The sequence below is a fragment of the Apilactobacillus waqarii genome (assembly GCF_019061205.1).
Classification (GTDB): Bacteria; Bacillota; Bacilli; order Lactobacillales; family Lactobacillaceae; genus Apilactobacillus; species Apilactobacillus waqarii.
Genome location: NZ_JAHQYH010000001.1, coordinates 233728 through 259865, shown reverse-complemented (window position 1 = coordinate 259865; position 26138 = coordinate 233728). Strand labels below are relative to the sequence as shown.

Sequence of the window (26138 nt, the reverse complement as noted above, 5' to 3'; positions counted from 1 at the left end):
TCCTTTCACTATGTAACTATATTCAATACTAACATAAAAAATTATAAAGAATTGCTTAAATATGTATACTTAAGATATTTTTAGGAATATTATGAAACTACATAAGGGGTGATACGAGTGAATTATAGAAAAACAATTATTGCGACACTAAGTGCCTCTGTTTTATTGGGAACAGCATTTAACTACAACGTTGATGCTCAAGCTAAGAAAACAGTACATAAGGTCAAAATTCAGAAGAAGTCAAAAGCAAAATCTAGTTCAGCGACTTCCAACTTCGCGATTATTCTAAAAACTAGGAGTAATAGTAAACTAGAAAATTATGTTTTAACCAAGCATAAGAAGTTCTTATCTACCAAACAGTTTGCCAACCGTTATGGACAAACTAATAGAACTGTTGCTGCAATTCAAAAGTATTTCAAAAAGTATCATATTAAGACTACCAAGTACGCAGGTAACCTAGTTTTAAGAGGTTATGGTAGCAAGTCTAACATTCAAAAAGCGCTTAAGTATAAGCAAGTGAGAGTGAAGGTCAACGGTAAGTTTGTCTACCGTCCAAACCACGAACCAAAAATAAGAGGGAAGCTTCAAAAGCATGTTAATGGATTCATGGGATTAAGCAACTATGATCACGTCAATAGCAATGCTGCTAAGAAAACTAAGAGCAGTTCAATGAAGCGTAGCCCAAAGGACTTCATCAGTCGTTATGGTGTAACCTCACTAAAACAAGCCAAACTTGGTGCTAAACACGGTATTGGGATTATCTCATTTGGTGGCTTCAAGAATTCTGACATAACAAGCTTTTGGAAGAAGGTAGGGGTTCCTTCAAGCATTAAACGAGTTCACGTTTATAAGGATGCCTATGCCTCAATCAAGTCACAAAGTGATGAAACCACAATGGACATTCAACAAGCTGGTGCGATTGCTCCTAAGTCCAATATCAACGTTTATGTTTCTCAACCAACCATCTCTGGAATGGTAGAAAGCTTCGCTAAAGCAATCAGTTCCAACAAGTCCGACAGTTTATCATTAAGTTGGGGAATCAGTGAAGCTGAACTACAACAAATGATGAATGAAGGATTTATTTCTAAAAACTACAATTCAATTATGAATAGTTTGTTACTACAAGGTGCTGCACAAGGAATTAGTATTTTTAATTCAACCGGTGACAACGGTGCCTATGATGGTATTGAAGGTGGGGTAACTGGATTAACAGTTGAATCTCCTGCTTCTTCTCCATTCATTACAGCGGTTGGAGCAACCAGTGTTCCAATCAGTTATACTGTTAATGGTCACAAGGTTAAGATTGATAAGGAACGTGCATGGTCAAATGATTTCTTATATCCATACTTTAACCATTTGAAACTATATAATAGTGATCAAAATAGTTTCTTGAGCACTTACTTTGCTGGAACCGGTGGTGGTTTCAGTAAGTTCAACCAAACACCTGCATACCAAAGCAATGTTAGCGGTGTAAATAGTTACAACGCTGTTCAATACTGGAACATGGATAGTGGTTACGCCAAGCAATACGCAAAGCCAATCCAAACATCGTCAACTGCATCTGGTAGAAACTTACCGGACATTGTTGCAAATGGTGATCCTCAAACTGGATACACTGTGTTATACAACAACCAATGGTTTACCGATGGTGGAACAAGTATCGTAGCCCCTCAAGTTGCTGCGGTAAATGCTTTGTTCGCTACTAGAGCAAAGCATCGTTTTGGACTATGGAATCCACAGTTATATGCACTTGCTAACAACGGCAACTCACCATTTAACACTTTAGATTCTGATAAAGACAATAGTAACTTGTACTACACTGGTCAACCTGGAAAGAAGTACAACCAAGCTACAGGTTTGGGAACCGTTAACTACGGTAAGTTATATCAATTAATGAAATAGAAAAAAGCCATCCTAATTAAGGATGGCTTTTTTAGTTATTTATTAATCTAGTGGTTCGTTGATTCTTTCTAACATTTCCTTAGCAATTAAGGCATGTTTTGAATATTTCTTTAATTGATGGGTAGTGATTCTAGTAGCAGTCATTTTTTCAAATGCAGCACTGTAATCAATAGCGACAGTATCAGCTGGAATCTTAATTGGTTCTAAGATACGCTTTTTGAAAGCATCACAGGATTCTTGGTATGCATTTTGTAATCTTTCAACAGTTTCATCATAGCTGTGAGAGATTAAAGACTTTGCGAAACGAAAATCCTTACGACTGTACTTGTTACAAATGAACATTACTAAACCAATCATTTTATCTCTTTTTTGTTCTGCCATAATTTCATCTTCTTTCGATTAGATATCGTGTCTATGGTTTCATTATAGTATTAAAAATTTATTTTTCTCAAGAAAACAGATTATCTTTATAAATTCTTAATTATTAAACAAGATAAATGAAATTGATTCTTATAACTACTATAATTGTCACTACAAAGTGAATTCAGGAGGATTGAAATGCCAAATCAAGATTATATCGAGGTTCATAATGCTTTTCAAAACAACTTAAAGCACTTGGATATCAGCATCAAGAAACATGCGATTACGGTTTTCACGGGACTATCTGGTGCCGGGAAATCATCACTCGTTTTTGATACTATTGCAGCAAACTCTAGAAGAGAGTTAAACGAAACATTTCCTAGTTTCACACAACAATACCTACCAAAGTATGGAGCTCCACATGTAGGAAGAATCGATAATCTACCTGTTGCGATTGTCATTCAACAAAAGAAGGTCGGAAAAAATCCACGTTCAACACTTGCTACTTACACTGGAATCTATTCATTATTGAGATTACTATTCTCTAGAATTGGTAAACCTTGGGTTGGATACTCAGATACATTTTCATTTAACTTGCCTCAAGGGATGTGTGATAAGTGTCAGGGGCTAGGTTACATTGATCACATCAATCCAGATAAGGTGATTGATTACGATAAGTCATTAAATGAAGGGGCTATTACATTCGTTAGTTTTGGCCCTGGAACATGGCGTTGGAAACGTTATGCTTACACTGGCTTATTCGATAACGATAAGAAGATTAAAGACTATTCTGAAAAAGAATTAAATGATTTATTATACGCACCACAACATCATTTAACTGATGCGCCTAAGGAATGGAAAAAGTCCATTTTGTATGAAGGTGTCATTCCAAGAATTAAACGTTCAATCATTGAAAGTAAAGAGGGAGAACATCACAAGGAAGCCATTCAAGAAATCGTTACTAGAACGGCCTGTGATAAGTGTCATGGTACTAAGTTAAGACCAGAAGTTCTTACTTGTAAGATTAATGGCTATAACATTGCCGATGTTTTACAAATGGACTTAAACCACGTTATCGAATTTCTAGATTCAATTGATGAAAAACTAACAGTCGATTTGTTGAGAGAATTAACTACCAAGATTCAATCATTAATTGACTTGGGTCTAGGTTATTTAACATTGGACAGAAGTACTGACACATTATCTGGTGGGGAAACTCAAAGAATTAAGATTGCAAAGTACATGAATAGTTCATTGTCTGACATGGTTTACATCTTAGATGAACCAAGTGTTGGATTGCATCCAGCGGATATTAAACTAATCAGTCATGCGTTGAGAAAATTAAAGGATAAGGGCAACACGGTCCTAGTCGTTGAACATAACCCAGAATTGATTCCAATTGCCGACTACGTTGTTGAAATTGGGCCTAAACCAGGTAAAGATGGTGGAAAGATTATGTTCGATGGTAAGTATTCCGACTTACTTAAGAGTGACACCATCACCGGTAAGTTATTACAAGAACCATTGGTATTTAAGAAAGCCAAGGATTTCAATGACACCTTGGATTTAAAGGATGTTAACATTCATAATCTAAAGCATGCCAATGTATCAATTCCATTAAACGCGCAAACCGTTATTTCAGGGGTTGCCGGATCCGGTAAAAGTTCATTAATCCAAGCAGTTAAGGACAAGTTAAAGACCGGCTACATTGATTTAACCCAAGATGCTGTTGGGGTAAACATTCGATCAACACCAGCTACTTATCTAAATATCTTAGACGATATTAGAAAGTTATTTGGGGATGATAACAATGTTTCACGACAACTATTTAGCTACAATGGAAAAGGTAAATGTCCGTTATGTAAGGGTCGTGGAGTTCAAATTACTAACATGGCATTCATGGATCCAGTTGTTCAAACTTGTGAAAAATGTCATGGAAAACGTTACAGTGACGAAGCACTACAATACAAACTAAATGGTTTAGACATTGCCGAAGTATTAAACTTATCAATTAAAGAAGCAATTAAGTTCTTCAGTGACGTTGCCGAAATTCACGACAAGTTAGTTAATATGCAAAAGGTTGGTTTGGATTACCTTTCACTTGGTCAATCACTTGATACATTATCAGGTGGGGAAGTTCAAAGATTAAAACTAGCATTACAACTAAACAAGACCGGTACTGTCTACTTGTTGGATGAACCAACTGCCGGATTGCATATGAAAGATGTATCAATTATGACTAATTTATTCGATGAATTAGTAGAAAAGGGTAATACCCTAATCATTGTTGAACATAATTTATCTGTAATTAGTAAGTCAGATTGGATGATTGACGTAGGTCCTAAGGCAGGTCGTTACGGTGGTGAAATCCTATATTCAGGAACACCAAAAGACGCTTTAAATGACGCTAAATCAGTCACAGGAAACGCGATGAAAGAGTACAATAATGCTCGTAAATAAAAGACGCTTAGCAGCGTCTTTTTGTTTTGTACAAATTTATGGCGCTTTTTAGACGATTTCACTGGACAGAAGAGTAGATATGATTATACTTAATAATATTAGTTTGTGTACTATATAAATTTGTATCATTGATTAAATTGCTATTTTTATGGCCTAAAATCTAAATATTTTGTTACAATAAAATAAGTACGATTAAAAAGTAACTAAAAATTATTAATACATTAAAAAAACAAAGGGGAATAAAACTTATGTGTGGATTTTGTGGATATGTAAATCATAAAGATGTGCCTAACGACACCATTGAAAAGATGGCTAATCGAATTAAGCATCGTGGCCCTGATGATGAAAAGTATTTCCAAGACGATAAGGTATCAATGGGATTCCGTCGTCTATCAATTATTGACTTAGCTCATGGTGGCCAACCACTATACAGTAAAGATAAGAAGAAAGTATTAACCTTTAACGGTGAAATTTACAACTATCAAGAAATTAGAGATGAATTAATTTCTGAAGGTTGGGAATTTGAAACTGATGTTGATTCAGAAGTTCTAATTCGTGGTTACGAAGCATGGGGTCCAAAACTATTGGACAAACTTCGTGGTATGTACGCATTTGTTATTTATGACAGTGCTAACAATGAAATCTTCGGTGCTCGTGATCATTTCGGAATCAAGCCACTATACTACTACGACGATGGCGACGCATTTATGTACGGTTCTGAATTAAAAGCATTCTTATCAAACCCTGCATTCAAGAAGGAATTAAACCTAAAACTTCTACCAATTCACTTAAGTTTTGAATTTATTCCATCAGCAGAAACAATGTTCAAGAACGTTTACAAAGTAATGCCTGGTACTTACTTCATTCACCACATTGATGAAAAGAAGACTGAAACACACAGATATTACAAGTTTAACTACGATCACATTGATGAATCACAAACAGTTGAAGAAGATGCCAAGAAGATTGAAGCAATCGTTAAGGACTCTGTAAAGGCTCACATGATTGCCGACGTTGAAGTTGGTAGTTTCCTATCAAGTGGTGTTGACTCAAGTTATGTTTTAAATGAAGCTTCAAAATTAAAACCAATTAAGTCATTCTCACTTGGATTCAACGATTCTAAGTTTAGTGAATTATCATGGTCAACTGACTTTGCTCAACAAATTGGTCAAAAGAACACACCAATCAAGATTACTGGTGATGACTACTTTGACTTCCTACCAACTATGATGTACTACATGGATGAACCACTTTCAAATCCATCAGCTATCCAATTGTTCTACTTAGCTCAAGGTACTAGTAAAGAAGTTAAGGTTGCTCTATCTGGTGAAGGTGCCGATGAATTCTTCGGTGGTTACAATACTTACCTAGAAGCAATTCCTTTTGAAAGATACCAAAAATACGTTCCTGGATTTATCCGTAGTGCATTAGCTAAGATTGCTACTAAGATGCCTCGTTTCCACGGTCGTCGTTTCTTAATTCGTGGTGCTCAACCATTGAGTGAAAGATACTACCGTGTTAACTACGTATACAACTACGATGACAGAAACAAGTTATTAAAGGATCCATCATTGAACGTTGATTCAGGTGCATACTCAAAATACATTTTTGATGAAGTAGCTGACAAAGACGAAATGACTCAAATGCAATACTTTGATATCAATGCATGGTTACCATTTGATATTCTACAAAAGGCTGACCGTATGAGTATGGCTAACTCTCTTGAAGTTAGAACTCCATTGGTTGATAAGAAGGTTGCTGAATTTGCTGCAACTATGCCAATTAAGACTCGTATCAACAAAGAAGGTACTAAGATTTCACTTCGTAAGGCAGCTGAACGTGCATTACCTGACAAAGTTGCTATGAAGGAAAAACTTGGTTTCCCATCACCAATTGCATCATGGATCAGAGAACCTAAGTTCCATGAAAGAATTGTTAGAGCATTTACTTCTGACGTTGCTGAAAAGTTCTTTAACACTGATGAATTGTTAAGAATTCTAAAGGAACACGATGAAGGTAAATCAAGCATGCAAAAGATTATGACACCTTACCTATTTATTCTATGGTATGAAGTATACTTCCCAGAAGATACAAATGCTGATACTATTAACAAGGTACAACTACAAGCATAATTTTTAAATCTTGATATAAGGAAGTAAAAACAATGGCTCTTGGAATTGATGAAATAAAGACAATATTAACTGAACATGGACTAATACAAGAAATTGTATCAGGTGAGGATGTTTCATTTGATGAAGTAACTTACGATTCCAGAAATGTTAAACCAAATACATTGTTCTTTTGTAAAGGTAACTTCAAACCCGAATACCTAGCGATGGCTAAGAAAATGGGTGCGACTGGTTATGTTGCCGAACAAAAGTATGATGAAGGTAATGGCTTAACTCAAATCATTGTGAATAACGTGCAAAAGGCAATGTCTCTAGTAGGCGCTGCCTTTTACTGCTACCCTCAAAATGATTTGTTTGTTATTGCTTATACCGGGACTAAGGGGAAGACAACATCTTCTTACTTTGCTAAAAGTATTTTAGATAACGCCAATAAAAACAAGACAGCATTGATTTCTACAATTGATACTGTTGTTGGAAATGAACCATCACAACGTTTTAAGTCACATTTAACCACTCCAGAATCATTAGATGTTTTTAACTATATGAGACAAGCAGTCGATAATGGAATGACTAGTTTGGTGATGGAAGTTTCATCACAAGCATACAAAAAGTTAAGAGTCTATGGACTTCATTTTGATGTAGGTATTTTCTTAAATATTTCACCAGATCATATTGGTCCAAACGAACATCCAACATTTGCTGACTATCTACATTGCAAGGAACAATTAATGGTTAATTCCACACATTGTATTATCGATGCGGACACAGATTACATGTTAGATGTCTATGAAGCAGCTAAAGCAACTACTGATCCAGATAAAATTTACCTATTCAGTAGAGATAAAAAAGAATTTAAAGACGTACAAATTGATTTCAATTTCTCAAGCATCTCAGACACAATCGACAGCAATGAAATTAGAGTAGTTGCTAATAGCCAAAAAGCTAAGAAGATGGATGTTGAAGATGACTACAAGATTGGTGTTGTGGGAGACTATAACGAGGCTAATGCAATGTCTGCAATTATCGCTTCTGCATTGGATAATGCTAGTGCAGACGACGCCAAAAAGGGATTGAGGGATGTATTTGTTCCAGGAAGAATGGAATCATACAAATCTAAGCACAACGGTACAATTTACGTTGATTATGCCCATAACTACGCCAGCATGCATGCACTATTAGGATTCTTGAAGAGTAATAATCCTGATGGCAAGGTAATCGTGGTAGTAGGAAGTCCTGGTAATAAGGGGTTAGATCGTAGAGAAGGCTTTGGAAAAGCTTTAACCGAAAGTGCAGATATCGCATTTTTAACTTCTGATGATCCAGCCTTTGAAGATCCAAAGGACATCATTAACGAAATTGATTCTTACATTAATCATGATAAAGTTGACGTTCATATTGAACTAGACAGAAAAATGGCTATTAAAAAGGCTATTCATGCCGGTGATAATAATGCTATGATAGTAGTTGCTGGTAAAGGAAGAGATCCTTACCAAAAAATCAACGGCGTAGATACTCCATACGAAACAGATCCCGTCGTGGTACAAAATGTTTTGAGAGGGATAGATAATGAGTAATTTAGAATCTAATTTTACAGTTGTTCTATTAGGTAGTGATTTCAATGCTTATGGAATGGCTCGTTCATTATACGAAAAATACAGAAAACCCGTGAAGGCATACGCTGAACAAGCACTTGCACCTACACGTTTTACAAAAATTGTTGATTTAACTTTGATTGATGGCTTTAGTGAAGATCCAAAATGGATTGAATCAATGAAAGAACTTAAGAAGGAATACGCATCACATGAAGAACCAGTTATCTTAATCGGTTGTGGTGATGGTTATGCTGAATTAATTTCAAAACATAAGGACGAACTAGAAGATGTCTTCGTTTGCCCATACGTTGATTATGACTTAATCAAGAAATTAAACAGTAAAGAAAACTTCTATAAGTTATGTGAAGAATATGATTTGCCATATCCAAAGACAAAGATTATTTCTAAGAAAGACTTTGAAAGTGATGAAAAGATTGAACAACCATTTGGTTACCCGGTCGCATTAAAACCTACCAACAGTGTTGAATGGTTAGATGTTCACTTTGAAGGAAGAAAAAAAGCATTCATTATTGAATCACAAGATGAATTTGAAGATATAATTGAAAAGATTTATACCAATGGATATACTTCTGATTTGATTCTTCAAGACTTTATCCCTGGTGATGACAGTAACATGCGTACTTTAAATGCTTACGTTGATAAGAATCACAAAGTTAAGATGATGTGTTTAGGTCATCCATTATTGGAAGATCCATCACCAGCAGCGATTGGTAATTATGTAGCTATCCTGCCAGAATATAACGAAAAGCTATATTCAATGGTTCAAGGATTCCTAGAAAAGATTAACTATGTTGGTTACGCTAACTTTGATATGAAATATGATACTCGAGACAATACTTTCAAATTATTTGAAATTAACTTGAGACAAGGTAGAAGTAGTTTCTTCGTTAGTTTAAATGGTTACAACTTAGCTGATTGGGTTGTTAGAGATTACGCATTTGATGACTTATCAGATAAGGAAACTGTATACGCTAACGAAAACAAAGACAATCGTTACCTTTGGTTAGGTGTTGGCGAACAAGTCTTCAAGAAATATGCTAAGGACAACGCAGACAAGGAATTCGCTCTTCAATTAATCAAGAAGGGCCAATACGGTACTACTTTCTGGTATAACCGTGACAAGAGTTTTAAGCGTTGGTTATTAGACGTTTGGATTAAGCATAACTATGCTAAGAATTTCAAACGTTACTTTAGCGAAAAATAGGGATGATAAAATGAGACATTTCTTTTCAATTATTGGTGGAATGGGAACAGAAGCTACCGAAAGTTACATTCATTTATTGAATCAACGAACACCAGCTAGTAATGATCAGGAATATTTAAATTATATCCTTGTAAATCATGCGACTGTCCCAGACAGAACCAATTATATTTTAGACAATACTAAACCAAACCCATTGATTCCATTAAAGGAAGATATTAAACAACAATCACAATTAAATCCTGATTTCTTTGTGATTCCTTGTAATACTGCTCATTTCTTCTTTGATGAATTACAGTCAGCAACTAACGTGCCAATTTTGCATATGCCAAAAGAAGCCGTTGCTGAAATCAGTAATGTGTATCCTAATGCCAAACGAATTGGTTTGATTGCTACCAAGGGAACCATTTTTGACGGTATTTACGATACAGAAGTGCAAAACGCTGGTTATAAAATTGTAAAACCGACTGAGCATATTCAAGAAGAAACAATGGATTTGATATATAAATATGTCAAAGAACAAAATAAAGTTAACAAAGAACTATATCATCACATCTTAGATGAAATGAAAAACGAGATGGATTGTGACGTAATTATCTTGGGTTGCACAGAATTATCTGTGGCTGAAGAACGTGCTTCAGATCATAATTACCCAGTGATTGATGCTCAATCAGTCTTAGTTGACCGTTCAATTGAATTAGCTTTAAAAAACAGAGAAAAAGACATCGAATAATTCGATGTCTTTTTTATATTACATTATAGATGGTGATGCTAATCAAAGCGATGATGACAATGATTAGGCCAATCACATTGAAATTAATAAGATGATTTTGCTGTTTGTTTGTATAGTTTAATTCTGTTAGACCACCAAGTAGGACGGCTAGTACATCAGCAAATATTGCGGTGTAGAAACGATGATCCGAAACTCGAATGGTGATAACGATTTGCGTAATCAGTATTAATATATATATTACTCGACTAGCAATTAACCATTGGATAACTCTCTTAACAGAGACCCTGGTGATACCAATTATGGTTACTGCTATATAAATAAATAACATTATTAGTGTTAAGCTAGCCCACATAATATCTCCTCCTGATAGTTATTTTATCATAAATAATCATAATAAAACTTGAATTAAAATATTAGAGTGATAGAATAACTACAACATTAAAGGAGGTATGCTTTATGACAAGAAAAATTGGTATTATTGGAGACGGTAACGTTGGTGCAGCAGTTGCTCATCATATTGTCGTTTCAGGAATTGCAGATGATTTGGTCATGATTGATCACAACGATGCAAAGGTGAATTCAGATGCATTAGACTTTAGAGATGCAATGTCTAATCTTAAGTTCCATACAAACATTGAAGTTAATAACTACGCAAGTTTAGCTGATGCGGACGTTATTATTTCAGCGGTTGGCCACATGGAATTAATTAATGCTAATAAGGATAAACATGACCGTTTTGCAGAGCTAACAGCTAACGTTGAAGAAGTTAAAGATGTTGCAAAACAAATTAAAGAGTCAGGTTTCCATGGGATTATTATTGTAATTACTAATCCAAACGATGTCATTACCTCCTTATATCAACGCGAGACTGGTTTTGCCAAAGAACGTGTTATTGGAACAGGGACACTTCTAGATTCTGCTCGAATGAAGAGGGCAGTCGCAGCAAAACTTAACATTGATCCTCGTTCAGTAATTGGTTACAACCTGGGTGAACACGGTAATTCTCAATTTACTGCATGGTCAACAGTTCAAGTATTTGATAAGAGTATTTTCGACTACGCAGAAAAATATAATATTGATTTAGATGAGATCGATAATGATGCTCGTATGGGTGGATTTACGGTTCATAGTGGTAAGGGATACACTAACTTTGCTATTTCAGCATCGGCTGTTAAATTAGCTGAAATTGTTTTACAAGATGCTAAAACAGAATTAGCTGTATCAAATTACCGCGAAGAATACGGTACATACCTATCTTATCCAGCAATTGTTGGACGAAATGGAATTGAAAAACAAATCGATTTAGATCTTCCTGAAAAGGAACAAAAACAACTTCAAGCTTCAGCAGATTATATTAATCAAAAAACTCGTGAAATTACTGATTAATCAGCAATTAGGAGATATTAATATTTTCTAAAAAATACCTTGATATTAATAACGCGTTTTGATATTATCAATATCGCGTTATTTTTTATTAAGGAGGCAAAAAGATGGCTGAACCAAAAGAATTACAAATTGGCGACCACGTTTCTGCACCTAGATTCGGTTATTTAAAACATGACTTTGCTGGAACAATTGAAAAAGTATATGAAAATTCAGTAATGGTCTTTATCGATGAACACCATGAAGAAGATGGCATCGTCGTTAATGAATATAATAAGCGTGCGGTTGTTAGCAAGAAAGTTGCTAAACCATCAAAGAAAAAAACAGCTTAACAAACTTACCAAAAATTGTAACGTGTGATATAATAATTTTTGTATCTGCGGGTATAGTTTAGTGGTAAAATATGAGCTTCCCAAGCTCAGGTCGCGGGTCCGATTCCCGTTACCCGCTTTGTCGCGTAAACCGACAGATACTGTTCGATAATAAAAGACTAGTAGACATATTCCATTAACAAGCGACATCGGATTTGGTGAGAGCCGATGATTAGGGTATGTTGAATTCGCACTTTTTAGAATTATGATTAATTAAATAATAAAGCGGATATTTTATATCAAATAGAGTGGTACCGCGGGTTATTCCGTCTCTTACAATTATTAATATTGTAAGAGACTTTTTATATATTTATGGAGGTTTTGGATAATGGAAAACAAAGAATTAGTTGCTAATGCTCTTTCTCAAGCATTGGACAACGAACTATCTGTAGAAGACATTCTACCAAAAATTGAAAGACCTAAAGATTCAAAAATGGGTGATTTAGCTTTCCCTACATTTATTTTAGCTAAAAAGTTTAGAAAGGCACCTCAACAAATCGCTGCTGATGTAGTAGAAAAGATTGATCAAAGTTCATTTGACCATGTTGAAGCTGCTGGACCATACGTTAACTTTTTCCTAGACAAATCTAACTTTAGTGAAGACGTACTATCAGCTGTATTAGACCAAAAGGAAAACTATGGTCAAAACGAAGATGGTAAGGGTGGTAACGTAACCATTGATATGTCTTCACCAAATATTGCAAAGCCTATTTCAATGGGTCACTTAAGATCTACTGTTATTGGTAATTCTGTTGCCGAAATCCTACGTAAAAATGGTTACAACCCAATTAAGGATAACCACTTGGGTGACTGGGGAACTCAATTTGGTAAGTTAATCACTGCATACCTAATGTGGGGTAACGAAGAAGACGTTAAAAAAGATCCTATCAATAACTTAGTTAAATACTACGTTAAGTTCCACAAAATTGATAAGGAACAACCTGAACTAGACGATGTTGCTAGAGATTGGTTCAGAAAACTTGAAAATGGTGATGAACAAGCAACTAAACTATGGAAATGGTTTAGAGAAGTATCACTTGAAGCCTTTGGTGAAATCTACGACAAGTTAGGTATTACTTTTGATACTTACAATGGTGAAGCTTTCTACAATGACAAGCTACAAGATGTTGTTGATTCACTACAAGAAAAGGGTCTATTAAGTAAGTCACAAGGTGCTACAATCGTTGATTTACAAAAATATGATTTAAACCCTGCATTAATCTTGAAGAGTGATGGTGCTTCACTATACATCACCAGAGATATTGCGACTGCAATTTACCGTGACCAAACTTATCATCCAGCTATGAACCTATACGTTGTTGGTTCAGAACAAACATACTACTTCAAGCAATTGAAGGCTGTATTAATGGAAATGGGTGTTCCTTCAGCTAAGAACTTACACCACATCCCATTTGGTCTAATTACTGTAAATGGTAAGAAACTATCAACTCGTTCAGGTCGTATCATCCTATTGGACGAAGTATTGAACGAATCAATCGCAATTGCTAAGAAGCAAATTGCTGAAAAGAACCCAGATCTTCCTAACAAGGAAGAAGTTGCTAAAGAAGTTGGTGTTGGTGCCATTGTATTTGGTGATTTGAAGAATGAAAAGATTAACAACATTGACTTTAACTTAGAAGATCAACTACGTTTTGAAGGTGAAACTGGACCATACGTACAATACGCTCGTGCACGTGCCGAAAGTATTTTACGTAAAGCCGGTGACATTGACTTCTCAAACGTTGACAAGAAGCTTAACGATGCAGAATCATGGAACGTTATTAAGTTACTAAATGACTTCCCAGCAAGAGTTAAGATGGCTTGTGATGAATTTGAACCTTCAGTTATCGCTAAGTACTCATTAAGACTTGCTAAGTCATTTAACAAGTACTACGCTCACACTAAGATTTTGGATGATGATGAACAAAGAGATGCTCGTTTAGCATTAGTTAAATCAGTATCAATCGTTCTTAAAGAATCACTAAGATTACTTGGTGTTAAGGCTCCAGACGAAATGTAATTAAAGAAAACAGGTTTAACAATTAGTTAAATCTGTTTTTTATTTTACCAATTAGAGTTGATTTGGGTTAAAATAGTATTAATATCATCATCAGTGAAGGAGTAATCATACTAGATGAAAAATGATAAAAAACCAAAAAGTGCTTTTAAAAAGATTTGGCACCGATACCAACTAACTCGTTGGATTATCGTCATGTTTTTATTACTATTTTTTGTAATGAGTGCTTATTGCACATTTGTTGCAAAGACCACGCATGTTCAAGACCTGCAATCATCTTTGGAACAATCTACCGTAATTTACGATGGTAATAATAAAAAAGCCGGTAAAATCTATTCACAAAAAGGAACATACGTTGGATTTAAGGATATTTCACCGAATATTCCAAACGCAATCCTATCAACTGAAGATAGAAACTTCTACAATGAACACGGTTTTTCTGTTAAGGGATTTGGCCGTGCGATGCTATTAATGGTCAAGAACAAGATTATGCGTCGTGACTACATTAGTGGTGGTGGAAGTACTCTTACTCAACAATTGGTAAAGAATGCATACTTAACCCAACAACAAACTTTCAGCAGAAAGTTAAAAGAACTATTCTTATCCATTCAAGTTGAAAATGTATACAGCAAGAATCAAATTTTAACTATGTACATGAATAACTCATACTTCGGAAATGGTGTCTATGGTGTTGAAGATGCATCAAGACGTTATTTTGGAATGGATGCTAAGGATTTACCCGTCCAAGATGCTGCTGTGATTGCAGGAATGCTAACTAATCCAAGTGCATACAATCCTGTTGATCACCCCAAGTTAGCATTGGATAGAAGAAACGTTGTTTTACAATTGATGGCTGATAACAATAAGATTAGTCAATCAGAAGCAAACAAGCTAAAGAAGACACCAATCCAAGTAAAGAATACCTACCAATACAAGGATGGTTATAAGTACCCATACTACTTCGATGCTGTGATTGACGAAGCGATTAATAAGTATGGATTGTCCGAATCAGACATCATGAACAGAGGATACAAGATTTATACAACGCTAAATCAAGATCAACAAAACAGTATGCAAGATGATTTTGATAACGATAGTAACTTCCCAAGCAACGCTTCTGATGGTACTAAGGTCCAAGCGGCTTCCATTGCGTTGAATCCAAGTACCGGTGGAGTTACTGCTGTGGTTGGTGGACGTGGTCAACACGTATTCCGTGGGTACAACCGTGCGACTCAAATTAAACGTCAACCAGGTTCAACCATTAAACCACTAGCTGTTTACACACCGGCTTTGGAAAACGGTTATAACTACAATGACATGCTTCAAAATAAGAAGACATCATATGGTTCTAACAAGTACACACCAGAAAACTACAACAACGTATATACAGGAACTGTTCCTATGTACACCGCGTTAGCGCAAAGTATGAATGCACCAGCTGTATGGTTGCTTCATAAGATTGGTGTCGACAAGGGTTATGAATCGGTTAAGTCATTTGGTCTACCTGTTCAAAAGAAGGACAAGAACCTTGCATTAGCCTTAGGTGGTCTATCTACGGGTGTATCACCACAACAAATGGCAGGAGCTTATACCGCGTTTGCAAATGAAGGTAACATGACTACACCTCATTACATTAGAAAGATTGTTGATTCTTCAGGAAATGTAATTGTTAATAATGAATCAGTAACTTCTAAGAAGGTAATGTCAAAAGATGTCGCTAATAAGATGACTAGTATGATGCTAGGTGTCTTCGATAACGGTACTGGGGCATCCGCTAAACCAAGTGGATACTCAATTGCCGGAAAAACTGGTAGTACTGAAGCCGATAACACCGGTGACTCAGATGCTACAAGAGATAAATGGATTATTGGATACACACCAAAAGTGGTTGTTGCTACCTGGGAAGGTTTTGATAATACCAACGCCGGGCATCACTTGGAAAACCTAAGTGGAACTGGGGTAGGACCATTGTTTAAGACCGAGTTGCAACAAATTTTACCAACTACTGGTAACAATAACTTTAGTGTTAAAGATGCCGCTTATATGGATTCACAAGAAAAGAAGGCTAACAGCTCTTCTGATTCTAGTTTCTGGGATAGTGTTTCTGACGGTGCCAACCAAGTATCAAAGAGTCTTGGAAAAGGTTGGGACAATTTAAAGAAGAACGCAAGTAATTGGTGGAATGATGCCAAGAAATTTGTTGGAGACTAAATTGACCAATTAATATAAAACGTCGTATCATTGTTATTAAGTGATACGACGTTTTTAGTTAAAGGAGTAGTTAAATTGAAATTTATTCATGCCGCTGATTTACATTTGGAGAGTCCGTTTAAGGGTTTGAAGAATGATGAAACTCCAAATGGATTATGGAAACAAATATATGATTCTACCTTTAAATCATTTGAAAGAATTGTAAATGATGCCATTGAATACGATGTTGATTTCGTATTGTTGGCCGGTGACTTGTTTGATCGAGACAATCAAACCCCTAAGACTTATGATTTCTTTCAGTCGCAAATGCAAAAGCTAAATGAACACAATATTGACGTATACATGATTTATGGAAATCATGATTATTTTGATATGCAAAAAGAATCAGTATCATTCCCTGACAACGTTCATGTCTTTGGTAACGAAGTTGAAACCAAAACATTTACTTTAGATGGTAAAAAAATAGCCATTACCGGTTTTAGTTATGCCAATAAATGGATTACAGACAAGAAAATTGACGAATATCCAGTGAAAAATGATGTAGACGTGCAAATAGGGATGCTACACGGTGGTTTGGAACAAACAGGGGATCATTATGCTCCATTCTCGTTAGAAGACCTTATAAGCAAGAAATATGACTATTGGGCATTAGGTCATATTCACAAACGCCAACAACTAAATGAAAACCCACTGGTATTTTATTCTGGTAACATTCAGGGAAGACATAAAAACGAACCAGGCGATAAGGGATACCTATTAGTTGATGATGAAAGTGGAAAGTTGGAAGCACAATTCCACGCCACATCATTAATCGATTGGTTAACACTTGATTTAAGCATGGATTTTGTTGACGTTGAAAGTGCCAAAAATCATATCCTACAAGTTTTAATGGGTCATAAGTATGAAAATATGCAATTAATTAGTTTGAACCTCATCTTGAATAACCCAATTTCTGATGGTCAAAGACAGGACTTAGAATATCGAGTTACCAATGCGTTGAGTAAGGACTATGAACAATTAAATGCATGGATTTATGAAATTAACGTCAGATTGAGCGATGATCAAAAGATGTCATCAATTGACCAAGACATTTGGGATGAGGCACAGGAAAAGGTGTTCTCTGAAGATGAAATCAGTTCCGTTTCTAAATCATTACGTAAGTATGATTTTATTGCTCAACATTTGGATGAATCCAAAGAAGATTTGATGGAACAAACAAAAATGAAACTGCTAGGTGGAAAGGAGGATACGTATGAAGATTAATAAGTTAGAAGTGCTAGGTTATGGAAAATGGCACGACGTATCCTTTGATTTTAATGATGACAACCTACAAATCATATTTGGTAACAATGAAGCAGGGAAAACAACTTTGCTTAGCCTGATTGAAGGAATTTTGTTTGGTTATGTCGATGGACGTGGAAGTGCATATGAACAATATATTCCACGAGACACTAAATCATATGGTGGTAAACTAACAATCACCACCGATGACAATCGTCACTTTATTCTAACTAGAATTGCCGGAACTCATGGTGGAGAATTATCAGTTTACGATATTGATAATGATATGCAAACCTCAAATGAAATTTTAGAAAAGATTTTAGGTCCCATTGATCGAGATACCTTCGAACAACTATTTTATTTTGGTGATTTAGATATTAAACAAATTTCTAAGTTGAGTAAAAATGAATTAGTTAGTCGCATTCAAAAGGTTGGGTTTGTTGGAAGTGACCAATGGTTAGAGCTAAGAGATAAGTTTGATAAAGAAGCAAAGGACTTATACGCGCCAACAGGTCGTAAGCCACCTTTGAATCAAAAGCTTAAAGAATACGATGATTTATTGGACAAGATTGCTGAAAGCAAGAATAGTTTAAATGACTACAACCAATTAATTAGTCAAAATAATTCTTTAGAAGCATCCATGAATCAATCTAAGCAAAAGGTTAGTGAGTTAGAAAAGAAACTAACTCAGTTAAATCATTTCAAACAGGTTTGGCCAGTCTATCAACAACTTTCATCTTTAAAACAAGATAAATTTGAATTCAAAGATGGATTTGCTGATGACGATGTTAAAAAATTTAATGAATTAACCAATCACCTATTTTTAATCAATCAACAAATCGATAGTATCGAAAAATCCATTAACCAATTAAATGCCTCAATGAACAACGATGATGATTTGAAGAAGTTCAATGATTACAAGACTGAAATTGATAAACTGGTTCAATCATTCTCCAAGGTGAATGAACAAATCAATCAGTTAAGCGTTAACCAATCAATGATTAACGAGATTGATCGCCAAGATAGTCAACAGGTTGTTGCTAGCAGGGATGATATCGTTGAAATTGAAAGCATTAAACAACAACTTGCTGAAATTCAAACAAGAAAGCAAAAGCCATCTAATAGTTTTTCTATCATTGGTTTAATTGGTGTAGTTATTGGAATCGCAATGCTTACTGTACTACCGGGAGCATTAAAACTCGTTGGGATTATTGTGCTACTCTTGAGTGGTATTTATACCGGATCCGTTAAGTTTAAGAAAAATGAAGATAGTCATTCTAATCAAAAACTTGACGCATTAAATAGTCAATTAGTAGATTATGGTAATAAGTATTCCTTTAATGCTGAAAACGTTGATGATTGGTTATCAGAACAAAAGTACTTAGTTCGTAAGACTCAAGATAATAATCAAAAGGATAAGTATGAAGAAGAAATGAATCAACTAAATGAGGGTCTAAAAGCATACTTTGCTGAATGGCAACGAGTATATAGTGGCCTTAACATTAATGATTCATTTGATAATCAGCTTTCACAAATTCGTACTTATCTAAATAAGATGAATGAAGAAAATGCGATTAATTTACGAAACAATAATCAATTGCAAAACTATCTCCAACAAAAATCATCATTAATCGATAAACAAATCCAGTATAAGAAGGACTACTCTGAATTCTTAAATACTAGAAAAGTTGATAACGGTGATGAATTTAAAGAGATTGTGGAACAACAAAGAAATCATTCAATTAAAGCAGCCCAGTTACAAAATGTTAAGGATCAAATTACCGATGATGATATAAAGGCTTTAGATACTTTTAATGACGTAACTGAATTGGAGAATCAATTGAATGCAGCGGATGCAGAAATGACTACTGAAAAACAATCATTACTAGATGCATCCCAACAATTAGAAAGCTTAAACATTCAGTTGAAACATGTGATTGCTGATGGAACCTACAATGAACTAGTGCAAAAACAAAGTAATTTAGAAGCAGAAATTAATGAAATGGTTGATCAATGGATGAGCATGAAATTGGCTAATTCCTGGATTGATGAATCATTGAACATTGCGACTGCTGATAGAATTCCGTTATTCGAATCCAAGGCAAAGGAATTCTTTGCAATTCTGACCGATAATAGATACACGGGAATTACTTACTACAAGAGTAAGTTAAAGGTGACTAGGGATGATAAGGTTCAATTTGATGCTGGAGAACTATCCAGAGGGACAATTGAACAACTATATCTTGCGTTGATTCTGTCACTTTCTGTGGTATTCGGTAGAGACTATCGTTTGCCATTAATCATTGATGATGGACTAACTGAGTTCGATCAACAACGAACAGGTAATGCAATTAAGCTATTAGATAATATCAGCGAATCAATGCAGGTAATTTATGTTACTTGTGATTCTGATATCTTAAAACTAGTAGATGACAAGGCAGTACTAAATTTAAATGAATACTAAAAAAGACTCCGGAAATTCCGGAGTCTTTTTTATTTAACTATTATTTACTGCTTGATGAGCTAGTTAAGTATGATGATAGGATGTTTTGTAAGTCCTTATCCTTAATTTCAACTCCACCATTCTTAAGAACCTTAGTTACAACGCTCTTTAGAGTAGTGCTGTCGCTTAACTTAGAAGTAGCAATTTGATCCTTTAAATCATTGATGTGGTCACTGTATGATCCCTTCTTAGGGTGGTTAACCATTTGGATGATTTGGTATCCGTATTGAGTCTTAACAGGTGTCTTAGTGTATTCACCGTTTGATAGCTTGTAAGCAGCTTTTCTAAATGCTGAATCGATGCTTGAGTCAGTGTTATCAAATGGAGTTACACGACCTGACTTGTTTTTGTTTGAAGTGTCTTTTGAGTACTTCTTAGCAAGATCTGAGAACTTCTTACCATCCTTAAGTTCTGAAATAACTTTTTCAGCAGTCTTCTTGTCAGATACTAAAATTTCGTTAACAGTAACCTTTGGTTGGTAGCTCTTGAATTGTTTCTTTAGGTCAGCAGTTGAGTATGAAATGTTAGCTCTAACGGCTGCCTTTAGAAGTAGGTTAGATTTTAGTTGGTTCTTGAAACTAGTAGTAGTTAAACCTTGTTGTTCAAGTAAAGTTTCAAATTCTGAACCGTATTGACTCTTGTATTGGTTGTATTGAGCGTTTACTTCTGATGAAGAAACTTTGCTACCATATTCTTTGTTCAATACCTTGTCTAAAATCATTTGTTGTAGAACTTGTTTACCGTTTGAAGTGTTCTTCATGCTGCTGTAGTATTCGCTTTGGGTAATCTTACCACCGTTAGTAACGGCAACAGTCTTATCACCACAGGCAACTAATGAAACACTTAGTAATGCACCGGCAAGTCCAACTAGAACTTTTTTATTCATAATGTAATACACATCCATTTCTTTATTTTATCTATCATTAACTGATAGTTTTACGTTAACACATAGTAAATTTTATCACAAAAAAACTTAAGAAATTTTTAAATTTATTTGGTGATATTATTAATTCTTTGGTTAATTAAATCTACGTGCGGATTGATTTTGAATTGATATTCATCAATATCTCTTTGCATAGCTGCAATAGTAGGCTTTGACTTACTAACTTCATCCTGTAACTTTGAGATGTTAGCAGTTAGCTTATTTTTTTGATCTAAAACGTTTGAAACGCCATTGATTTTATCCTTAGTAGATGAATAAACACTGTTGGCAAATTCTTTTGGATCGCGTTTAGTAACAACTAGATAAGCGGCCAAACCAGCTGCAGATAATCCTAGTAGCTTTAGCATTGATTTAATCATGCTTATTCCTCCAATGAACTAATAATATTTGCTTTAATTTGTTCAAAAGCTTCTTCATTGTACTTATCTGAGTTGTCTTGAAAGCTCATAGAGAAGCCATCGTTTTCACTATATCTAGGAATAAGGTGGAAATGTGAATGGAACACAGATTGATATGCCAATTCACCATTGTTATTTACGATGTTCATTCCTAAAATGTCTGGAGCTGATTTTTGAATCGCTCTAGCAATCTTAGGAATTCTTGAAAATACTTTTTCAGCAAGCTTTTCATCATATTCGTAGATATTAGCAACATGTTTTTTTGGCACAACTAAAGTGTGACCAGGTGTAGCTTGTGAAATGTCCAAGAATGCTTTCACATATTCATCTTCGTAAATAGTGTAGCTAGGAATTTCACCATCAATTATTTTGCAGAATACACAATCACTCATATTATTCTTCCTTTCTTTGATATTACTGTGATTATATACATATTAACATAAATTAAGCTTAAAGGAACTTGTGATATAATTGACGTTAATAAATTTCATAGGGGTGATATTCCGTGTCATTAAAAGTGGATAATTTAGTGGGTGGATACTCACGAATTCCAGTACTAAAAGATGTATCATTTGACGTAAAAGACGGCGAATTAGTCGGATTAATCGGTTTAAATGGTGCAGGGAAGTCAACCACAATTAATCATGTCATTGGATTGTTAAGACCATTTTCTGGATCAATTAAGATTAATGGAATCGCAATGCAAGATGATATCGAAGAATATAAGAAACAAATTGCATATATCCCGGAATTTCCGGTTTTATATAAAGAACTAACCTTAAAAGAACATATTGAAACTACCATTAAGGCTTATGACCTAGACGAACAAGCTGCATGGAAAGATGCTAATAAGATGCTAAAGATGTTTCGACTAGAAAATAAACTTGAATGGTTCCCAATCAATTTCTCAAAGGGAATGCGTCAAAAGGTGATGATTCTTTGTGCGTTTATCACAAATGCCAAATTATTTGTTATTGATGAACCATTCTTAGGTTTGGACCCGGTCGCAGTAAATGACTTGCTTAACCTAATTGAAGAACAAAAGAAAAAGGGTAGCAGCATTTTAATGTCTACCCATGTACTAGATACAGCTGAAAGATTTTGTGATCGTTTTGTTTTGATTCACAATGGGCAAATCAGAACAGAAGGAAATATTGAAAAACTACAAGACGAATTTGGTAGCAAAGATAGTTCCTTAAATGATATTTACTTGAAACTTGCAAAGGAAGAAGCTAATGAATAGTCTTTTTAATCAGCGTTTGCAAGCCCATTTCACGCAAATGTCCAAGTATTTAAGATATGTATTTAATGATTTCTTTGTGATTGCGTTAATGTTTATCATTGGTGGGATTGGATATCAATACGCGATGTTTATTAAACATCTTCAAGCCGGACAATGGTGGGAAAAACTAGTCTTAGTGGTTCTTTTATTAGTTGTTATTCAATTAAATAATTTGGTTACTTTTGTAAAAAGAGCCGACTTCGTGTTCTGGTTACCAAAGGAAAAAGAATTCTTTGCCTTTCTACGCAGTGGCTTAAGATACTCGAAGTCCATAGCAGTCATTGTCCAAATTGTGGCATGGTTTATCATGATTCCATTTATTGAAAAGACAATGGTGACTATTAACATTGCTTTGACTTTGATGTTTTTAGTAATCTTGGTCGTTTTAAAGATGATGCTTTTAAACTTTCAAATGACTGATAACTACCATCACAACGGCAATTTTTTGAATAATAAAATATTCTACCGTGTGATTATTCCATTGGTGGTTGTTGCTTTAGCTACTTATTTTAATGTTTATGTGGGTGTGATAATTGGCATTGTGGTGTTGATTTTGTCTCATTTATTAGTTGCTAAACTCAAACAACAAAGCATTAATTGGCAAGTGGTGATTGAAAAGACGGAAAGTCATGAAAATAGCCTTAATCGATTCTTTAACATGTTTACCGATGTTGAAAACATGCAAGGAGCGGTTAAGAGACGCAGCTATCTTGATTCAATGTTTAAAATATTCAATAATGACGTTTATTCAGTCCTATATTCAAGAGGAATAGTTAGAGATAAGGAAATTAGTGGTTTATTGACACGAGTTTCTATTCTTGGCGCAATCATCATTGGAGCAATTAAACTAGACTGGATGGCAATTTTAATTGCAATGCTATTTATGTATTTGATTGTGTTTCAACTGATTCCATACTTTACTAACTTCGAGGATAATGTCTTTACATCCTTGTATCCAATTAACTTTGATCTACAAGTAAAGTCGTTTACCAACGTGATTGGCAAGATAATGATTTTAGTTATTATCGTATTGATGATTGGTTCAATCTTCATGTTTAATTTATTAGGGTCATTAATGTTATTCTTGGCGTTAGTTATTGAGTGGATTTTATTGATTAAAATATATGTACCGAAGAAAATAAAAAAAGCCAGTTCAAATTACTGATGTTGCTTGACGTAGCTATTAAAAAGCCAGTAAAATAGTTAACAGAATAAAAATAGAACATTTGGCAGATTTAATTAGTCAAAACCTTGGTTTTGGCTATTTTTTATGAGGAGGATAATTCGTGAGAGTTAGAAATAAGCCATGGGCAGACGGTTATATCAAAGATAACCAAAAATATATTGTGACTGATCCTGAAAACTGGATTGGCAAATGGTCACAACGTTTTGAAAAAGAACAACCAATTCATATTGAAATTGGAACAGGAAAGGGTCAATTCATCGTTGAAATGGCCAAAAAGCATCCTGAAGTTAACTTCTTAGGTATCGAAATCCAAAAGACAGTTATCGCAATTGCCTTGAAGAAGGTTGTTGAAGCTGATTTACCAAACCTACAATTGGTTCATACCGATGGTGCAGGTGTAGATACATTCTTTGGTAAACATGAAATTGATACAGTTTATTTAAACTTCTCAGATCCATGGCCAAAGAAGCGTCATGCTAAAAGAAGACTTACTTCACCAACATTCTTGGATAGTTACAAGACAATTCTAAAGGAAGACGCTCCTGTCGTTTTCAAGACTGATAACCGTGGCTTATTTGAATACTCTGTAATTACTTTCAATAATTACGGAATGTACTTCGACTTATTATCACTTGATTTACACAATAGTGAATACATGGAAGATAATGTTGAAACTGAATATGAACACAAGTTTAGTAGCAAAGGTCCAATCTACAAGATTGTTGCTTACTTCAACAAAAAAGAAGACTAATTAATAGTCTTCTTGAAGTTCGTTAATCCATTTGAATTGATAGTTAGAATTAATTTCAAAGTATCGTTCAATTATTTCATCGTTTTCTAAAACGTTGATAGCACCAACGTAATCTTTATTGTTATTCTTTTTCATAACCCAGCTACCGTAAACTTTGCTTTTGTTTAAAGTATTTTTTGCATGAGTTATTTGTAGGTTAATTTTTTTAATATGTTTTTCTTGCTTAATCTTTTTAGCAAATAAAACACTAGTGCCGATAACTCCAATGGCAAGGGTTGAAACGATTGCATCTTTAGACTTAATGATATATCACATCCTTTTTGTATAGGATACATTATATTACATTCAAATTTATAATCAAACTGCATCGAAAATAGCAAGAAATAAGTTATAATAAAGAAAAAATAATTGGAGTGAATAAACCATGGAACAATTACCAACAATGAACTTAGATGAATTAAAGAAGACTGTTAGCGATGGCAAGTACATGCTATTCTTCTCAGCTGACTGGTGCCCAGATTGCTCATTTATCAAGCCAGCAATGCCAGAAATTGAAGCAGAATACCCAGATTACAAATTTATCGCAGTTGATCGTGACCAAAACATTGATTTAGCTGCTGACTTAGCAATCTTTGGTATTCCAAGCTTTGTTGCATTCGAAAACGGTGAAGAAATTGGCCGTTACGTAAACAAAGACAGAAAAACAAAGAAACAAGTAGAAGAATTTATCGATTCTCTATAATAATTAATATGTGGAAGGTAAGATTTAATGTTAATTGCAAGTTATAACCCAAAACAAACTGGTGACATTTTAGTTGTCATCTTGGATGAAGACGCTAAAGAACAAAAGGTAGAACAAATTGGTAATGTTGTCAGAATTTCCGATTCAGAAAATGACCACGTTACTGGTTTTAACTTTACTAACGCTTCTGAAGTACTACCACGTCTAGAAGACATAAACGGTGAAGTTACCTTAACTCAAGAAGATTTAGACGCCTTAAATAAATCATTATCAGATAATGGAATTAAGGACACTATTGAAATGGATACTGATCCAAAGTTTGTTGTGGGATATGTAAAATCTGTTAAAGAACATCCTAAGTCTGACCACCTAAAGATTACTGAAACTGAAATTAATGATGGTAAGACACTACAAATCGTTAGTGGTTCTCCAAACATGCAAGAAGACATTAAGGTTGTTGTAGCTAAAGTTGGTGCAATGATGCCTGATGGTCTAATTATTTGGCCTGGTGAATTGAAGGGTGAAGAAAGTAACGGGATGATTTGTTCAGGTCGTGAACTATTAATTCCAAATGCACCACAAAGACCAGGTGCTTTGATTTTACCTAACGATTACCAAGAAGTTGGAGAAGCTTTTGACTTTGATAAAGCTGACACATTATTTTCAAAATAA

General features: G+C 34.7%; 23 protein-coding genes and 1 tRNA gene. 18 read left to right on the top strand and 6 right to left on the bottom strand.

Annotated elements, in window-relative coordinates:
- Nucleotides 1-117: 117 nt before the first annotated feature.
- A complete protein-coding gene (locus tag KTJ72_RS01250) occupies nucleotides 118-1902 on the top strand; it encodes a S53 family peptidase (protein ID WP_217303933.1) in 1785 nt (594 codons plus the stop codon).
- Nucleotides 1903-1944: 42 nt separating this feature from the next.
- Here KTJ72_RS01250 and KTJ72_RS01245 read toward each other — a convergent pair whose 3' ends face one another.
- Entirely contained in the window at nucleotides 1945-2283 is a 339-nt protein-coding gene (locus tag KTJ72_RS01245) for a hypothetical protein (protein WP_217303932.1), read from the bottom strand.
- Between the two features lie 177 nt (nucleotides 2284-2460).
- On the opposite strand from KTJ72_RS01245, the gene KTJ72_RS01240 reads away from it, so the two are divergent.
- The 5 genes from KTJ72_RS01240 to KTJ72_RS01220 all read left to right on the top strand — a co-directional run bounded on the left by KTJ72_RS01240 (nucleotide 2461) and on the right by KTJ72_RS01220 (nucleotide 10398).
- Nucleotides 2461-4722, top strand: coding sequence for an ATP-binding cassette domain-containing protein (locus KTJ72_RS01240; RefSeq protein WP_041152205.1), 2262 nt, complete (start codon nucleotides 2461-2463; stop codon nucleotides 4720-4722).
- Between the two features lie 248 nt (nucleotides 4723-4970).
- Nucleotides 4971-6854 (top strand): asparagine synthase (glutamine-hydrolyzing), encoded by a 1884-nt coding sequence (gene asnB / locus KTJ72_RS01235; RefSeq protein ID WP_217303931.1) that lies wholly within the window; start codon nucleotides 4971-4973, stop codon nucleotides 6852-6854.
- A gap of 32 nt (nucleotides 6855-6886) precedes the next feature.
- Nucleotides 6887-8425: a UDP-N-acetylmuramoyl-L-alanyl-D-glutamate--2,6-diaminopimelate ligase gene (locus KTJ72_RS01230; RefSeq protein WP_217303930.1), complete on the top strand. Its 1539-nt coding sequence runs from the start codon at nucleotides 6887-6889 to the stop codon at nucleotides 8423-8425.
- Nucleotides 8418-9668, top strand: a complete 1251-nt coding sequence (locus KTJ72_RS01225) for a carboxylate--amine ligase (RefSeq protein ID WP_034531239.1) — start codon at nucleotides 8418-8420, stop codon at nucleotides 9666-9668. Before KTJ72_RS01230 ends, KTJ72_RS01225 begins: the two co-directional genes overlap by 8 nt.
- 10 nt (nucleotides 9669-9678) lie before the next feature.
- Entirely contained in the window at nucleotides 9679-10398 is a 720-nt protein-coding gene (locus tag KTJ72_RS01220; RefSeq protein ID WP_217303945.1) for an aspartate/glutamate racemase family protein, read from the top strand.
- A gap of 13 nt (nucleotides 10399-10411) precedes the next feature.
- Here KTJ72_RS01220 and KTJ72_RS01215 read toward each other — a convergent pair whose 3' ends face one another.
- Nucleotides 10412-10750: a DUF1516 family protein gene (locus tag KTJ72_RS01215; RefSeq protein ID WP_057197732.1), complete on the bottom strand. Its 339-nt coding sequence runs from the start codon at nucleotides 10748-10750 to the stop codon at nucleotides 10412-10414.
- A gap of 104 nt (nucleotides 10751-10854) precedes the next feature.
- Between KTJ72_RS01215 and KTJ72_RS01210 the strand changes: the two genes are divergently transcribed.
- From KTJ72_RS01210 to KTJ72_RS01180, 7 genes are all read left to right on the top strand, one after another.
- Nucleotides 10855-11784 carry an L-lactate dehydrogenase gene (locus KTJ72_RS01210; protein WP_057197735.1) on the top strand — a complete coding sequence of 310 codons (930 nt, stop codon included), beginning with the start codon at nucleotides 10855-10857 and terminating at the stop codon, nucleotides 11782-11784.
- A gap of 104 nt (nucleotides 11785-11888) precedes the next feature.
- The gene (locus tag KTJ72_RS01205; protein WP_034531232.1) at nucleotides 11889-12113 is read left to right on the top strand and encodes a hypothetical protein; all 225 of its coding nucleotides are present in this window, start codon (nucleotides 11889-11891) and stop codon (nucleotides 12111-12113) included.
- 47 nt (nucleotides 12114-12160) lie between these two features.
- A tRNA-Gly gene (locus tag KTJ72_RS01200) sits at nucleotides 12161-12231 on the top strand.
- Nucleotides 12232-12480: 249 nt separating this feature from the next.
- Entirely contained in the window at nucleotides 12481-14172 is a 1692-nt protein-coding gene (gene argS / locus KTJ72_RS01195; RefSeq protein ID WP_041152212.1) for an arginine--tRNA ligase, read from the top strand.
- Between the two features lie 114 nt (nucleotides 14173-14286).
- Nucleotides 14287-16380 (top strand): transglycosylase domain-containing protein, encoded by a 2094-nt coding sequence (locus KTJ72_RS01190; protein WP_057197737.1) that lies wholly within the window; start codon nucleotides 14287-14289, stop codon nucleotides 16378-16380.
- Between the two features lie 75 nt (nucleotides 16381-16455).
- A complete protein-coding gene (locus KTJ72_RS01185) occupies nucleotides 16456-17643 on the top strand; it encodes a metallophosphoesterase family protein (protein ID WP_217303929.1) in 1188 nt (395 codons plus the stop codon).
- On the top strand, nucleotides 17633-20125 hold the full coding sequence (locus KTJ72_RS01180; protein ID WP_217303928.1) for an ATP-binding protein: 2493 nt from the start codon (nucleotides 17633-17635) through the stop codon (nucleotides 20123-20125). Before KTJ72_RS01185 ends, KTJ72_RS01180 begins: the two co-directional genes overlap by 11 nt.
- Before the next feature lie 40 nt (nucleotides 20126-20165).
- Here the strand turns inward: KTJ72_RS01180 and KTJ72_RS01175 are convergent, their stop codons facing one another.
- The 3 genes from KTJ72_RS01175 to KTJ72_RS01165 form a co-directional block, all read right to left on the bottom strand.
- Nucleotides 20166-21050: a peptidylprolyl isomerase gene (locus KTJ72_RS01175; RefSeq protein WP_041152216.1), complete on the bottom strand. Its 885-nt coding sequence runs from the start codon at nucleotides 21048-21050 to the stop codon at nucleotides 20166-20168.
- A gap of 104 nt (nucleotides 21051-21154) precedes the next feature.
- Nucleotides 21155-21466: a hypothetical protein gene (locus tag KTJ72_RS01170; protein ID WP_057197744.1), complete on the bottom strand. Its 312-nt coding sequence runs from the start codon at nucleotides 21464-21466 to the stop codon at nucleotides 21155-21157.
- 2 nt (nucleotides 21467-21468) lie between these two features.
- The gene (locus KTJ72_RS01165) at nucleotides 21469-21897 is read right to left on the bottom strand and encodes an HIT family protein (protein WP_041152218.1); all 429 of its coding nucleotides are present in this window, start codon (nucleotides 21895-21897) and stop codon (nucleotides 21469-21471) included.
- Between the two features lie 113 nt (nucleotides 21898-22010).
- Here KTJ72_RS01165 and KTJ72_RS01160 point away from each other — a divergent pair, with 113 nt between their 5' ends.
- The 3 genes from KTJ72_RS01160 to trmB all read left to right on the top strand — a co-directional run bounded on the left by KTJ72_RS01160 (nucleotide 22011) and on the right by trmB (nucleotide 24724).
- Nucleotides 22011-22748, top strand: coding sequence for an ABC transporter ATP-binding protein (locus KTJ72_RS01160; protein ID WP_057197748.1), 738 nt, complete (start codon nucleotides 22011-22013; stop codon nucleotides 22746-22748).
- Nucleotides 22741-23952, top strand: coding sequence for an ABC transporter permease (locus KTJ72_RS01155; protein WP_248600891.1), 1212 nt, complete (start codon nucleotides 22741-22743; stop codon nucleotides 23950-23952). The genes KTJ72_RS01160 and KTJ72_RS01155 overlap by 8 nt, the downstream gene beginning before the upstream one ends.
- A gap of 121 nt (nucleotides 23953-24073) precedes the next feature.
- The gene (gene trmB, locus KTJ72_RS01150) at nucleotides 24074-24724 is read left to right on the top strand and encodes a tRNA (guanosine(46)-N7)-methyltransferase TrmB (protein ID WP_034531218.1); all 651 of its coding nucleotides are present in this window, start codon (nucleotides 24074-24076) and stop codon (nucleotides 24722-24724) included.
- Here the strand turns inward: trmB and KTJ72_RS07145 are convergent, their stop codons facing one another.
- Nucleotides 24725-24859, bottom strand: a complete 135-nt coding sequence (locus KTJ72_RS07145; protein ID WP_257719911.1) for a hypothetical protein — start codon at nucleotides 24857-24859, stop codon at nucleotides 24725-24727. It abuts the gene before it with no gap.
- A gap of 289 nt (nucleotides 24860-25148) precedes the next feature.
- Between KTJ72_RS07145 and KTJ72_RS01145 the strand changes: the two genes are divergently transcribed.
- The gene (locus KTJ72_RS01145) at nucleotides 25149-25466 is read left to right on the top strand and encodes a thioredoxin family protein (RefSeq protein WP_034531217.1); all 318 of its coding nucleotides are present in this window, start codon (nucleotides 25149-25151) and stop codon (nucleotides 25464-25466) included.
- A 27-nt stretch (nucleotides 25467-25493) separates the two neighbouring features.
- Nucleotides 25494-26138, top strand: a complete 645-nt coding sequence (gene ytpR / locus KTJ72_RS01140; protein WP_041152222.1) for a YtpR family tRNA-binding protein — start codon at nucleotides 25494-25496, stop codon at nucleotides 26136-26138.